11 protein-coding genes are annotated in these 15,227 nt (G+C 35.0%); 4 read left to right on the forward strand and 7 right to left on the reverse strand.

Features of this window, described 5'->3' with window-relative positions; all coding sequences use genetic code 11:
• Positions 1-16: 16 nt before the first annotated feature.
• Together RBU59_RS05440 and RBU59_RS05445 are read right to left on the reverse strand one after the other, a co-directional pair.
• On the reverse strand, positions 17-1,144 hold the full coding sequence (locus RBU59_RS05440; RefSeq protein WP_308146864.1) for an ROK family transcriptional regulator: 1,128 nt from the start codon (positions 1,142-1,144) through the stop codon (positions 17-19).
• 318 nt (positions 1,145-1,462) lie between these two features.
• Positions 1,463-2,110 carry a hypothetical protein gene (locus RBU59_RS05445; RefSeq protein WP_308146865.1) on the reverse strand — a complete coding sequence of 216 codons (648 nt, stop codon included), beginning with the start codon at positions 2,108-2,110 and terminating at the stop codon, positions 1,463-1,465.
• Between the two features lie 309 nt (positions 2,111-2,419).
• Here RBU59_RS05445 and RBU59_RS05450 point away from each other — a divergent pair, with 309 nt between their 5' ends.
• The 3 genes from RBU59_RS05450 (at position 2,420) to RBU59_RS05460 (ending at position 6,335) form a co-directional block, all read left to right on the forward strand.
• Entirely contained in the window at positions 2,420-3,871 is a 1,452-nt protein-coding gene (locus tag RBU59_RS05450) for a sensor domain-containing diguanylate cyclase (RefSeq protein ID WP_308146866.1), read from the forward strand.
• Positions 3,872-3,980: 109 nt separating this feature from the next.
• Positions 3,981-4,274, forward strand: a complete 294-nt coding sequence (locus RBU59_RS05455; protein ID WP_308146867.1) for a hypothetical protein — start codon at positions 3,981-3,983, stop codon at positions 4,272-4,274.
• Positions 4,275-4,643: 369 nt separating this feature from the next.
• The gene (locus RBU59_RS05460; protein WP_308146868.1) at positions 4,644-6,335 is read left to right on the forward strand and encodes a right-handed parallel beta-helix repeat-containing protein; all 1,692 of its coding nucleotides are present in this window, start codon (positions 4,644-4,646) and stop codon (positions 6,333-6,335) included.
• Between the two features lie 222 nt (positions 6,336-6,557).
• Here the strand turns inward: RBU59_RS05460 and RBU59_RS05465 are convergent, their stop codons facing one another.
• The 3 genes from RBU59_RS05465 to RBU59_RS05475 all read right to left on the reverse strand — a co-directional run bounded on the left by RBU59_RS05465 (position 6,558) and on the right by RBU59_RS05475 (position 11,967).
• Positions 6,558-8,573, reverse strand: coding sequence for a sensor domain-containing protein (locus RBU59_RS05465; protein WP_308146869.1), 2,016 nt, complete (start codon positions 8,571-8,573; stop codon positions 6,558-6,560).
• A gap of 270 nt (positions 8,574-8,843) precedes the next feature.
• Positions 8,844-10,853, reverse strand: coding sequence for an FAD-dependent oxidoreductase (locus RBU59_RS05470; protein ID WP_308146870.1), 2,010 nt, complete (start codon positions 10,851-10,853; stop codon positions 8,844-8,846).
• Between the two features lie 307 nt (positions 10,854-11,160).
• The gene (locus RBU59_RS05475; RefSeq protein ID WP_308146871.1) at positions 11,161-11,967 is read right to left on the reverse strand and encodes a MerR family transcriptional regulator; all 807 of its coding nucleotides are present in this window, start codon (positions 11,965-11,967) and stop codon (positions 11,161-11,163) included.
• A 161-nt stretch (positions 11,968-12,128) separates the two neighbouring features.
• Here RBU59_RS05475 and RBU59_RS05480 point away from each other — a divergent pair, with 161 nt between their 5' ends.
• On the forward strand, positions 12,129-13,301 hold the full coding sequence (locus RBU59_RS05480; protein WP_308146872.1) for an MFS transporter: 1,173 nt from the start codon (positions 12,129-12,131) through the stop codon (positions 13,299-13,301).
• A 24-nt stretch (positions 13,302-13,325) separates the two neighbouring features.
• On the opposite strand, the gene RBU59_RS05485 is transcribed toward RBU59_RS05480, so the two are convergent.
• Together RBU59_RS05485 and RBU59_RS05490 are read right to left on the reverse strand one after the other, a co-directional pair.
• Positions 13,326-14,243: a lipase family protein gene (locus RBU59_RS05485; protein WP_308146873.1), complete on the reverse strand. Its 918-nt coding sequence runs from the start codon at positions 14,241-14,243 to the stop codon at positions 13,326-13,328.
• A 21-nt stretch (positions 14,244-14,264) separates the two neighbouring features.
• Positions 14,265-14,969 carry a hypothetical protein gene (locus tag RBU59_RS05490; protein ID WP_308146874.1) on the reverse strand — a complete coding sequence of 235 codons (705 nt, stop codon included), beginning with the start codon at positions 14,967-14,969 and terminating at the stop codon, positions 14,265-14,267.
• Between the last annotated feature and the right edge of the window lie 258 nt (positions 14,970-15,227).

Raw genomic sequence — 15,227 nt, forward strand, 5'->3', positions numbered from 1 at the left:
AACAGCTTTAGTAGCCCTATATAGATTCAATAAATTTGTTAACAAGCTGCAGCGCTGCGCCAATGGCAGTAGCTCTGCTTTGATAACCGGTCAGTTTAAAATATTCCCCGCTTTTCTCAAAAAAGTTACGCTCTGCCAAACGCTTTTTGATTTCGTCCAGGTAAGGGTCCAGATACTGGGCTAATACACCTCCCAAAACCACGTCACTATCATATACCATATAAATATTATTAATACCCATACATAAGTATTCCAGATATTCGTCCCAGATTTTTAAATATTTTTTATTTCCTACTGTCAGTTCAGAAAAGAAATCCTCAATCTGACATCCTAAATCATCAGAAATCCTGGCAGTTGAGATGTAAGCTTCCAGACATCCTTTCTGTCCGCAGTTACAGAGTCTGCCACCCGGTGAGATGGTCATATGGCCAAATTCACCTGCTCTATGATGATGCCCTTTATATAATTCATCCTTTTTAATAATACAGCCGCCCACACCTTTTCCGACAGAGAGGTATGCCTTATCTTCCCCCTTGGAGTTATTCCATAATTCAGTAAATGCACCGGCATTGGCGTCATTATCAACAATACACGGATAATCAATCGCATGGGTCAATTTACTGATAGGATACCTGTTTACTCCTATGGAGGGTGCCTTAATAATATATTCTTTCTCCTGATCAAAAACTCCGGGCACAGCAATTCCGACTCCAAGAATCTTACTTTTATCAAAATGATTGTGTTCAATGATATTATGAACCAAATATCCTAAGTAGCGGCTGTATTCCTCTTCTTCCGAGAAAGTTTTTACATATTTTTCGTAATCTAATACCGTACCGTATAAATCGATTGCTAAGATACTGACATGATTTTTTCTGATTTCAAGCCCTATGGTTATTCTGGCGTTATGAACTGGAGTAATCACCTGTGCTTTTCTTCCGCCGGTTGACTGAAAATTCCCGACATATTCAATTAATTCTTCTTCTGTCAATTCCTTTAGATTTTGATTTACCGTCGGTAGACTTAAGGATAACCTTGCAGCTATTTCCTGCCTGGCTATTTCCCTGTTATTGTAAATCAACCTGTAGATACGGTTTTTATTCATTTTTTTAACTTCAATCGATGTAATCTTTTTTCCTGTCAACTCTTCACCACCTGCATCAAATCCTTTTCTCTGTATTATAACTGCTGCAAGGTATTATGGCAAGGGCATGTTGATTTCAGGATAATGTACTGTTATAAGCTTGTTACTGTTCACAGGCAACAAACGCGACGTGTTTTTTGTGAGTGTATTGTCACAAAAAACCGGAGAATTGCAGCGTAGGAACGCTGCCTCCTCGTTTTGTGTGCATCGACAAGCGTGTTATTGTTCGCGGAACTGCTGTTTTTTGCAGGGGAGTGAACAGTAATATAACTTCATAATTTCTAAAAAAACTAAGTAGGACAGTTCAGTTGATACTTTTTACATATCAGCGAAAATATCCGTTTCTATATTATCTTCAGATATACTGAAGTTTGCTTCATACTTTTCTACTGCCTGAAGCATTATATTTTTAAGGTTCCGTTCTATATCTGCCGCCTTTCTTTTTAATTCTTCGCCAATATCTTTTTGATTTATAGAATAGGATATATTGGATTTTAAATTTTTTTCATATTTGGTATTAATGAATTCTTCACCTTTTCCTGTATAATCAACTCTATCCGAATCTATTGTCTCTAAGACATCTGCTAATTTACTTACTCTGCTTATTCTTTCAAATGGTATTGTACCGGTAATTACCTGGTTTTTCCCGATACGGATCTTATATTCCATTTCATTATATGGTAAATTATCTTCCGGCTCTTCTTGTGCAATTACATCCTTGCCCGTAACCATGGTGTACATATTTTGGGGCCCATCAGGTATATATGGACTGTAAATCAGTTTTTCACGGACCGTACGGCCGCTGGCGGTTAAATACTCCGCAAGAAATTCTTCGAATTCTTTATTTGTCCCCTTTCTTTTTTCAACCTTTTCCGGTATATTAAGCTTCTCGTCAAACCGTTTTGAGAACTGTTTTATTAATTTACCCTCATTATCCGCTATTTTAATATCTATATCAATTAACATCCGATCACCCTATAATTTTCAGTTTTTTACTATTTATATGATTATCGGATTAAACTCTAATTCCAAATACCTATATTTTGGTATTTTTAAGCTAAGTATTTTTAAGCTAAATATTTCTAGTTAATTTAATTGTAATTCATTGTTAATTTCATAACAATTCCCATCCTTAATTATTTCTGATTTTATATCATAAATCCAAATAAATCTCGTTTCTATTCTTGACTTTACTTAAAAGCCAGGTATAATACTAGCAGGGATATATTGGTTATAAGGTTATGTAAGACTAGTTTAATAAGGAAAGAGGTAACTATGAAAAAGCATCTTATTATGAATGTTAACCTGACAATCAGTCTGATTATCACTGTTGGCTTTTTGTGTATGGCTTTATTAAACTATAAGACTTATAGCCACATAATTGATGATGATATCAGAAATATTTCTAAGCTTACGAGCACCAATATCTACTCAGAAATAAATAATGAATTAACAAAACCAATATTTGTATCTTTAACTATGGCAAATGATAGTTTCTTAAAAAACTGGCTGAAAAACGAAGCTAAAGTTTCCACTGATAGATCATATTTAAAGAAACTTCAGGATTATCTCATAGGTATTAAATCCAAATACCACTATAATTCCGTATTTATGATATCTTCCAGTTCCAATTATTATTATCACTATAATGGGATACTGAAAACCGTCTCTGAAAAGGACAAACATGATAAATGGTATTATGATTTCGTTAACAGTAATGAATTATACGATTTGGATGTAGATCAGGACCAGGCAGCACAAAATACGCTGACTGTTTTTGTTAATTGCCGGGTGGAAGATACTGACGGATCCCTGCTGGCTGTTGTAGGCGTTGGTGTTGAGATTAATCAATTACAGTCAATGTTAAAGAAATTTGAAGACAACTTCGATTTGGAAGCTTTTTTAGTTGATCCAAACGGTTTGACTCAGATACATACCGATGTACAAAAAATTGAGAAGATGAATATCTTTGAACAGCCTAACTTGGCTAAATTCAAAACTAAAATAACAGGTAATTTAACTTCTTTAGAAACAAGTAAATATAAACAGGAAAAACTGGACGGTTACTTGATAACCCGGTATGTGAATGAAATGAACTGGTTTTTAATCATTAAAAAGGATACTTCCATATTAAATCAATCTTTTCATTTACAGCTTATCCGTGATCTGAAGCTTATGTTATTTATACTGTTTTTACTCCTGACCTTAAGCACTTACTGTATTACCCGGTATCAGCGGCTTATTACAAACATAGCGAGTACGGATGAACTGACGAAGCTGCCAAACCGACGGGCTTTTAACGATGAACTATATAAGGCGATTATGAATTATAAACTTTATAATAAGCAATTTTTTGTATTTGTTTTTGATATTGACTTCTTTAAAACTATAAATGATACATACGGTCATCTCTTTGGCGATAGAATCATTACTGATATTGCAGTTATTGCGAAAAATACAATAAATACATATGGTATGACTGCCCGCTGGGGCGGAGATGAATTTGCAGGAATTATATACGGAGACAAAAAGGATGTTCAGGAAATTACTGATGAACTGCTAAACCAAATCAGTTCACAGGACAGTTTACGAGAATACGGAATAAGCATCAGTCTGGGTGTAACCCAGATAAAAGTAAACGATAATATTGATTCCATTTTAAAACGTGCCGACGGAGGTTTATACCAGGCTAAATCAGAAGGCAGAAACAGAGTGATACAAGCATAATAGAATTAACAGAAAACAAATCGAATATGCAAATTGCATTGTAACTTTTTGGAAAAGTTGTATAATAAAAGTGGTACAACATTTTTTGCATCGGAAAGGAGTTAATGCTATGCCTATTAATGATTTTATGACCTGGAATTTTCTTGGTACAATGGCCGGAGCCGTGGCAGCCACTACTTTAATAGTACAGTTTTTAAAGATTCCTTTGGATAAAGTATGGAAAATACATACCCGTTATGTGGTCTATTTTATCGCATTTTTTCTATTATTTTTTGTAGAATTATTTACGGGAAAATTAAACTTTGAGTCTACTATACTTATTATGCTCAATGCAATCCTGGTTACTATGGCTTCTATGGGAACATACGAAGTAACCTTTAAACAGACGGAAAGTAAGAGTTAAAACCCTCAACCGGAAGAAACATTCGTGTAGTTTCTTCCGGTTTTTCTATATAATCTTACGTTACAATTCAACCACAGACTGTTCTGTATAAAACTAACGTTACTGTTCATACCCCTGCCAACAGCAGTGTTGTGAACAATAACATGCTTCGTAATGCACACAAAACGAGGAGGCAGCGTTCCTACGCTGCAATTCTCCGGTTTTATGTTACAATACACTCACATAAAACACGTCGCGTTCGTTACCTGTGAACAGTAACAAACTAACAATATATACCACTTTATTATTCTACTAATTCGTTTACAATTATATTATAATAAGTTAAACTAAATGTAATATGGTCTTAAGCCAGTAAAGAAGGGATGACGAATGAAAAAGAATATATACCCAGCTTTCCTAATTTTATTAATACCATTCATTATTTTTATTTACAGTCAGATATATGTTAATGCCAGAGCCGGTAAGGACAGATCAGTAACCGCACACGAGGGTGATAATGCATCTGATTTGCAAAGGCTCCTGGATTATAATAAGTATAATACGTATCATTTAACCGTTAATATTCCGGCCGGCAATTACGAACTTAGTAAAGAACTCAGGATTTACAGTAATACTACCATTATTGCCGATTACAATGCCAGATTATTTAAAAAACATCAAAGGGGCGGTATCCTTGCAAATGATTTAACCAATGACAAAGGCGGTTATAACACTACGGAAAATATCACGATAATTGGAGGTATCTGGGATTCCTATCAAATTGCTAACATGGATAAAGGTACGGAAAGCTTTCGTTTTATCCATGCCACTAATGTGACCGTTAAGGACGCTACCATATGCAACGTGCCAAACCGCAGCCACCTTGTTACTTTTGGAGGTGTGAAAAATGGTGTGGTAGATAACTGTACTTTGTATGGATATTCCGGTACCACTCCAAAAGAAGCAATTCAAATCGATATTGTCCATAATGATACCATTCTTCCTTCCATGCAATCTAAGATCCTGGTTTATGATGATCTTCCCTGTGATGGAATTACTGTAACAAATTGTGATATCTATAATTTTCCTAGGGCTGTAGGATCACATACTTCCGTTAAAGGGGTCTTTCATAAAAATATTATAATCTCTGATAATAATCTGCATGATTTGGCAGAAGCAGCTATCAAGGCTTTTAATTATGTTAATTTAGAAATCAGTAATAATACAATTACAAATTCCGGACTCGGTATTTTAGTTTATACTTATATAAATAATCAATACTACTTGGAAGCTTTAAGTAATACACGAAAGGAACCGTTGCCTGATAATTATAATATACGAATTAAAAATAATACGATACAAACTATGAAAGCAATACCATCAAATACCGGATCATTATGGGGAGACGGTATCCGAACTATAGGTAATACGGAACGTCCATTAAATGGTGTAACCATATCCAATAATACAATAAATGGCACCGACCGTTATGGCATGTTCTTAGAGGGAACACCAAAATGTAAAGTTACCAATAATAATGTTGCTCAGACAGGTAAAAACGGAATTTACCTTATAAACTCATGTAATTCCTCTCAAATTATCAGTAATTCGATAACAAAATCCGGAGATAATGGGATTTCCTTTTCCAAGCAGAGTAATGATAGCAGAATTATTGGAAATAAAATAGCAGGCTACAAACGTTACGGTATATATGCTTACCAAATCGGCTCCGCAACAATTACCGATAATGAAATTAATGGATCAGCAAAGATGAAAAGTGATGACGGAATCCATGTAACCGGGGACAATAGTTCGGATAAAGCATTTATATTAAAGAAAAACGTTGTAAAAACAACGAATCGGAATGGAATCTATATAAATACAGCCCCGGAATGTTATGTGGGCGGAAATACAATTAACGGTACATTAAATTACGGTATTTATATTGGTTCCGGAAGTAACGGTAGTAAAATTTATTACAACAGTATTACAGATCCCGGCAGCTTAGGGTCAATGAAAAACGGAATCGGTCTGGCTAAGGAAATTAGTGCGGATGTAGATAAAAATAGATTAAACCCTTAAAAGATAAAAATAGTCTTTTGCAACTGGTATTTCGCACTTTAATGTATTTGCCCAAAGCCTGATAATACATACAAACTGTTTCTCTGTATGGACTGATATTAATTCTTCCTGACATGATACAAAAAGCCAATTAAAGGATGAAAAACAATCTAATCTGTTATCATCCTTTAATTGGCTTTTTGTTTTTATATGTAATTAATGTAATTATATACTTGGAATAAATTAAAATGTTATACTTTCGATAGGAACCGGACGGCTTAAAAGAAATCCCTGTCCAGTCTGACATTTATATTTTTTCAAAAATTCCAGTTGCCCCTGCGTTTCAATCCCCTCTGCAACCACTTCATAATTTAAATCCAGGGCAAGGTATAGAATAGCTTTAATTATCATGGCATCTTTTCCGTCTTCTTCAATACTTTGAATAAAACTCCGATCCAGTTTAACTATATCAATGGGAAGTTCTTTTAAATGAGTTAATGAGGAATATCCGGTACCAAAGTCGTCTAAGGCAATTTTCATACCCAGCTCTCTTAGCTTCTTTAACCTGTAAACTGCAAAATTAATATCAGATATGATTGCAGTTTCCGTTATCTCTACAATAATATGAGAATAATCAACATCATAAGATAAAAACAACTTTTCTAAATTATTGAAATTAATATCGCTGCACAAAGACTTACTGGATAAATTTATGGATATGGTTATATCATAATTTCCCATAGTTTCAAATATCTTTTTTTGCTGCAGGGAAGATTCGATAATCCAATATTCAATCTCATATATTTGACCGGTTTCTTCAGCAATTGGAATAAACTTGGCGGGTGGAATAAATTTATTATCATGCAACCAGCGAACAAGCACTTCAAGTCCGGTTATCTTACCGGTTTCCAGGTTGTACTGGGGCTGATAATTTAAAATCAACTCACTATTATCCAAAGCATGTTTTAACTTATTAGCCAACTTGTTGTTTTCCGCATTCGCCAGCATAATATCGTCCGAATAAAAAACATAGCGCCCTTTTCCCTCTCTTTTTGCTTTAAACATAGCAATATCTGCATTTCTGAATAAAGTTATAAGATCATCGCAATCTTTAGGGTATACGGATACACCGGTACTTACGGATAAGAAGAATTCATGGTTCTCAATTTCCCATGATTTACCGAAATCATTCATTAATAGCTGCAGTTCACTTTCAATAAGTTCTTTATTTGCAAATGGATAGATAATTGCAAATTCATCACCACTAAGTCTCGCTATTCTATGATTGCATTTAATCGTACTTCTGAGTTTATCAGCAAGATATTGGAGGAATTTATCCCCGGCAGAATGTCCCAGTGTATCATTTACCTGTTTAAAATTATCAATATCCATATAAACCAAAGCAAATTCTTCTTTATTTTCAATCCGTTTTTTTACTTCTTCTTCAATCATATTTCGGTTATATAAACCGGTTAAATTATCATAATAAGCAGCTTCTTTTAATTTTTCCTCCAGTAACTTTCGCTCCGTTATATCGGTACCTATTGATAAAATTTCTATTTTTTCATTATACTTTAATAGTCCGCTGTTCCATATAATATCCAATTTTCTTTTATCATGTGTTATAAACTGGCTTTCATGATTTTTTAAATGATTTCCTTTTCGCACCTGCTCATAAACCTGTACCATTTTTTGTTTATTCTCTTCTGTAAGAAAATCTCTCCAGTTTTTCCCGGTTATCTCACTTTCATTATACCCAAATAGCTCCATGGCATAGGGATTAAGTCTTTTTATCGTTCCATTTTCGTCCCAGGTTCCCATTATAACATGTGACTCAGTAAAAATCTTTTCGTTAAATAATTTTTGATCTGACAACTCTCTTTCCATCGTTACAAGCTCAGTGCAGGTATTCTGTAATTCTTCGTAGATACGGTTTAAATCAACTAATGCTTTTTTCATTCGTACGGAACGTTGTTTTACCAATAAAAATAAAACAATAACATTAATAATGATGTAAAACCACCCTTTATACGTTTGAGCTTGCTGATAATGTTTTACATCTTTAAAAAATCTTATTAGTACCTCATCCGATAAAATTATCCAAAGAAAACTTATTATCCCATAAATACTCGCAATAAAGCAAGCTTCTTTAATAGGAAATATTTTATAATTTTTATTCTTTTTAATCCTATCCGGCTCGGTCCCATCGGTTCTTTTAGTATGTAAATCATTACCTTTGTTTATTAATATTCTCCTCACTAATTTACCCCTCTTCTGTGTAATATTTGCCTTACACCTTAGTGAATTACCATACTATTTGATTACATTATACGCTTTAATTTTCCATTTTTCAACTTAATCCGACTTAATTTTTATTGAAATCAATAGGTAAATTTTTCAATTTATCACTCTCATCTTTAACAAATGAAATTAGTTATAATTAAAATTATAAAAGCACAATTGTAAAAGGCATCATTACACTTATTAAGTATAATGATGCCAGATGGTTAACTATAGATGAATTTAACTTTATTTCTTATCCAGTGAATAGTCAGCTGCACTCCCACCGCCAAGCCGTCCCGATGTGAAAGAGTAACCGATACCCACCCCATTTCCAACATAAGTATCATTAAATAATACGCCCTCCGATTCAAGTCCGACTGCAAATAACCCTTTGATCGGTACGCGCTTGTCATCTAATACTTTAAAATCCGTATTAACCAGAAGGCCGCCTACGGAACCTAAATTATTAATTTCAGCAATAACTGCGTAATATGGGCCCTCTTCTCCCATTGGAAATAAATAATCTGCATTTTTTCCAAACTCTGTATCAACCCCTGTTTTTACAGCTTCCATGTAATTATTGTATTCTTCCTTAAAGGTTTCAACATCCATTCCTGCATTTTTAGCCAGTTCTTCAATAGTATCTCCCTTATAACCATCACCGTTTTTTACCATAGATTCGAATACTTCCTGGGCATCCGTCCAGGGATTATCCAAAGTAAATTGATCCTTAAAATCTGCATAGAATTCCGGCGGCATTCCCGGAAGCTGTGGTGCTTTCACTCCGCTCATACCTTTTTTAGCCAAAAGGTCTAACTGGGATTTGGATACGATAACCAGATGGTAAGGACCGTTAAAAGCACTTGTATTTGCTGCTGCAACAGCAGTCAATGTAGCTGCCTCATCCCTGAATCTTGCACCGGATGGTCCAACGTTCATAAAATTAGGCAAATAAGCTGTCATAAGGGGATAACTTGCTTTAAATGAATCAAATTGTTTCTTAAGATCAGCTGTAGCTCTTGCAAGGGTCTGGTGCAGCATCTGACCACCGACATTATCGGGTACTTTTGCTCCTACTGCCCAAGCCATTTTTAAACCTTCTCCTATGTTTTGTCCTAAACCGCCGTTCACTCCCTCAAATCCAAATAATTCTTTCACCATTTCTGCATTTGCAGCATAACCGCCGGTTGCCATTACTACACTTTTGGCGGTAATTTCCAATGTTGTTCCGTCTGCTTTTTCTGCGCTGACTCCAACTACATCACCGGAATCATTGGTTAATAATTTTTTACCCGTGGTTTCGGTAAGTACCTCTCCCCCGCCTTTTACGACGGATTCGCTTAACATATTCTTAAGTAATTTTTGACGGTCTTCATAGGGCGGTAAAAGATGAAGCTGTTCCCCTCCAAAATTCATGAAAGTAGTCTGGTATCCCTTATCAGCAAGCCAATCGTAGGTTTCTCCCGATTTGGTGACATATTGTCTTATAGCCGCTGCATCAACTCTCCAGTGATTATTTACAATCCAATTAGCAATTTCTTTCTCAACTTCAACTTTAACTCCGTTTTCCAGTGCGGCGGAGGAATTATAAAATTTTCCTGCCCAGGATAAATTACTTGCACCTCCGATAACAGCTGTTTTTTCAATAATAATAACTTTTGCTCCTTTATCGGCTGCTGTCACTGCTGCGGATACACCGGACGCTCCCGCACCGATAACCACCACATCTGCATTCATTTTCTCAACTTTGCCTTCATTTTCTTTCGTTACTTTGTTTGATTTTAATGCATCCACATCACCGTTTGCCTGTTTAACTGCATCTTCGATTGCTGCAAGTAAACCATTACTGGATTCGGTAGCACCTGAAACTGCGTCCACAGCTAAAGTCTGTCCCTCTAAGACTTTCCCTTTGATGGCATTCAGTGCATCATCTCCTAATCCCTCTGTTTCTGTCTGACTTAAAATCTTGATATCGGTAATCTCTGTTTCACTAAAGGTTACTTCTACTTTGATTAATCCATCTTTTCCCTGTGCTTCTGCCTTATAGGTTCCTGCTTTATATTTCTGTGTTATAGTACTGTCAGTACTTCCCGAATTACCAGAAGTTGTATTTTCTGTACTGGTCTCCATACTGTTGGTATTTACTTTAGCTGTATCCTGATCTTCTTTTTTTTGCTTACATCCTGCTAAAAGCAGCATAAATAATGACAAACATACTGCTAATACAATAAGTTTGTTCCATTTTTTCCTCTTCATAAATTCCCTCCGACTTTATATCGTTAAATTACTGATTGCCTGCTAACTATAAGTATTACTAACAATACTGAGTCAAATTATTATAAGACTTCAAAACTGATTTATTTCTCCTTTCTCTCGATCTAAAGTAAGTAATTATAGTCAGCATTGTATTACTTATAGCTGTATCATAAACCTTGGTGTAACACCAAAGTCAATAGTTTGTTAAATATCAAACAATAAAAGATACATAGGTAATATTAAAACATACAAGTTTCATGAGAGAATAATTTAAGGGGACTCCTTTGTTTTAAGACTTCTCCTCTATTTAATTAACAGGTATATAAACCTCCAGGTAAAATCGTTTTTCTGTTCCTATATTTTCAGCAGTAATGATTCTGCCAAAAATATTACCGTTTATGGTATATTGATTTTCTATAATATAGGAAAACATAAACTCCAAAGAGTCTCTTTTTATATCTTCACCGTAGGAAATTATAATAGAAGAAATATAACTTCCTGGTTTTATATATTCTGTTGAATCATCTACTTTAATATTTAATTTTCTAATATCGCTCTCAAATAATGCAAGACCCCAGTTATAATCAAAGGAAACATCCTCCGCTAAAATATTCTTATTGTTTATTCGGAAAGAAAAAAAAGCATAGGGTAATAATTTCATCCACTCTTCCACTTTATTCGGTAATGCTGCATCTTTTAACAGATCATTTTTATCGGTCTGCCTAAGACGGTAAATCCCAGGCAGATTCTTTCTTATACAAAGGTTAAGATTATTCCTGACTTGGGTAAGATCAGCTGATATGTCCTTCATTCTATTTAACAGCATGGTTTTTCTTCTGATTTCCTCTTCTAACTCCCTTTGTTTTTCCTGGATTGTATCCGTTATATCCGCAAGGGAAGCCTTTCTTGTCAGGTGGGAAGCTTTCTGAATCGGTATATCCATACTTCTGTACCAGCGACTCATCAGTAGATTTCTGGCATCCATATCTTTAAAATAACGATAGTTATTCTTATTATCTTTGAACGGTTTAATGATTTCATATTTTTCATAAAATCTTAAAGTATCTGTTGTTACTCCAAGTAATTCTGCGAACTCACTAATAGTGTATTTCATGTTAACTCTTCTTTCTGTTGATTAATTTACGAATTTTCATATTACTCATATTTTATAACATTTATGCTCATAAGGTCAAATGAAACCGGATACCTAAAATTCTTGTCTTTTCTCTCCTATGGTACTATAATTTCATTAGTATAATTACTTGGAGGAAACTTATGGAATACGGAACAAAAAGACAACAAGGTTTGCTGCTCACTGCAGTCGTTTTATTCTGGTTTGCACAGTATGTCTATATACCTTTTCAGACTACTTATCTTACTGAAAGAGAAGTATCCGAAGCTTATATCGGAGGAATACTTGGTGCCTATGGTATTGCACAGTTGGTTATGCGGATTCCGGTCGGGGTTATGGCTGATTCCATCGGCAGGCATAGAGGGTTTATTTTGGCCGGTACCGTTGCAGCAGGACTTGCTTCTATAATTAGGATAAATATGCCCGGAGGCACCGGGTTTTTTATAGCCAACTTATTCTCCGGATTTGCTTCCGCTATGTGGATATCATTTATGGTCCTGTATACCGGATTTTTTCCTGCTGCCAAACAGCAGAAAGCCACCAGCCGGATTATCCTGTTTAACAATCTTGGTATACTTCTTGGCTTTATAAGCAGTACTTATCTATACAAAACTTTTGGTATGTCATTCTTATGTTTGCTTAGTTTAGTTTCTGCATTTGCAGGGACAATCATAGCATTACCGCTTCGTGATACCAAAGAAAAACATCAGCAGTCCGGTTCTCCCTTAAAAACCTTAAAAGTATGTCTTAATAAACGCCTTCTCCTGTTTGCCTGCCTGGCACTGATACAACAAGGGATTCAGATGTCCACAACGATGTCTTTTACAACTCAGATTTTAAAAAACCTTGGTGCTTCCTCAATCCTTATCGGTCTGTCGTCCATTGTTTACATGTTGTCGGCAGTAGGTTTTTCAGGACTGGCATCTTTCCCATGGTTTTCTAAAAAAGGTCCGGCTTTCCTGATTCCGGTTGTCTTTATCCTGCTGGCATTCTATTGTTTCCTTATCCCGATGGTTACCTCTGTCCCTATTCTTTTATTTCTTCAAATTTTACCGGGTCTGGCAACAGGAATCTTATTTTCATACCTTACTTCCGAAGCTATGAAAGATATCGCACCTGGTGTAAAATCTACGGCAATGGGATTTTATCAGGCCGTATATGCTGTAGGTATGACTTTGGTTCCTGTCTTTACCGGTAATTTTGTACATATCCATTCCATGCGGGCAGCCTATTTTATCCTCGCCGGTTTAGCAATAGCAGGAAGTATTATAGCCGTGAGTTATTACCATATGAAAACTTCTGAATTATATCGGTAACTTAAAATGCATTAATTATATAATTTAATAATAATCAAATGCATGTGTATTGTAAAATATTTCGTAATCCCCTCCTCTTATTACCTGCTCGACTGCGCAAAAGGAATTGAGTATTTCCTCTGAATTATTATCGGTATACCAGGGCAGCTTTCCATAAATTCCTTTGGGTTTATAGATACAGATACCTGTCCCCACCGATGCATAAGCCGGAAATACAAGAAGGGGGGCTAGAATCTCATACAGGATTCCCATTCTCGGGATTAATTCTAACTCCTGTTTTGAAAAAGATAGATGACTGACAATATCCAGGAAAGATTCATACCGGTAATGGGTAATCGAATACTCTTTTCTGAATGCATCATCTCCTGCTCTCGGAGCGCCAAACGTATAAACAATAATCTTATTATTAACATATTTCTCTAATATTTTTGCCATAATGGCAGCCATAGCTCCGCCCTTGCTGTGACCGGTTATGTATATATCAGTAGGTGTATTATTTTTTGTTTCCGAAACCAATTCTAACGTTTTTGCGATAACACTGTCTTGTATGCTTAGAACCGAATTGAAGAATCCCATATGTACGTTTCCATTACCATAAGGAGCAAAAGAGACCGGAACAGCCAGAAAATTATTCAGCCAATCTAAAAAACTTCCAAATTCACTATCATTTCCATTCGTTCCCCTGAAAGAAATAATAATGCCGGAACTCGAGGTACCAACTAATCCTGCATTAATTTTTTCGATTCCTCCGGAAAAGGAATATACCTCTCCAAGAAAACCCGCTCTCTGATAACAGTTATCCTCTATATCTCCGAACTTATAATCCATTCTGGTTTTATAATCCACCGGTAATTTTCCGTCAACTATACTGTATGCTAATTTAGAAGCTGCCCATAATCTGCTTTTCATCAGATTATTACCTGCTATTTTACTATCGGCCATAATTTCCACCTAAGCTTTCTTTTATTGATAATATCCTGTTAAAGTAATTTTTGCTCCTGCCTCCAAAAATAATAAATTAGAAATATACCCCGTGACAATTAATGATACTTTCTGCTTAATTTCAAAACTATAGGTTACAGATTCTGTTTCATATAGTTCCACGAAGTCCATCCTGCCGTTTTTATGGATTTCACCATTAGATAGGAGCGTTAACAGACATCCCGTACTTCTATCCTTATGTCCCTCAATATAGATCTCACATTTTTCCCAAAGTTGGTTATTATCTAAATAGAAATTATCTATGGTGCTTTTCTCACCGGTATCAGCTTCCCAAATTACAGAGCTGCTTTTATACTGTTCATTTGAATCATAGGTGCAGGTAACATAAATGTTTCCCCCTGCCGTAAAAAAGCCCCCACTTATAAGCTGTCCGGTTACGTCAATATATACATCCTTGTCAATACTTCTCTCCAGCACTTTAATTTCATTTTCCAATAAACTAAATTCCTCATATGCTATTATTTTATCTCCTGCTTTTATTATTATGGAAAATTCCTGATATTTCATGGTTCCTCTCACAACCACAACCAAAGATTTCCATTTTTTATCTCCTCTGAAATGCAAATGATTGATATAGCTCACATCTTTAGTCTTATCCGCCCAATATGCATTCTCCGTATGATGTTTTGGTTCTTGTTTTTTTTCACCTTTAGATCCCTGCTCCACTCTAATTACTCCTTAAAAATTTCTCTGGCATATAATTCATATCTCATTTGATTTATAATATGCTTCAAAAGAAACAGGAATTCTAAAGAAAAAAATTTTTTAAAATATTATAATTTTTATAACTTTTTAAATAAGAGAGTTCCATTGTTTTGAAAAAAATGGAAAATTACAAGACAGAATTGTACTTGTTACTCTTTAACTTTAAACTATTTTAACAGGTAATAAATACTATCTTAATTTTTCATACTTTATATTTAC

The organism is Anaerocolumna sp. MB42-C2, assembly GCF_030913705.1.
GTDB lineage: Bacteria > Bacillota > Clostridia > Lachnospirales > Lachnospiraceae > Anaerocolumna.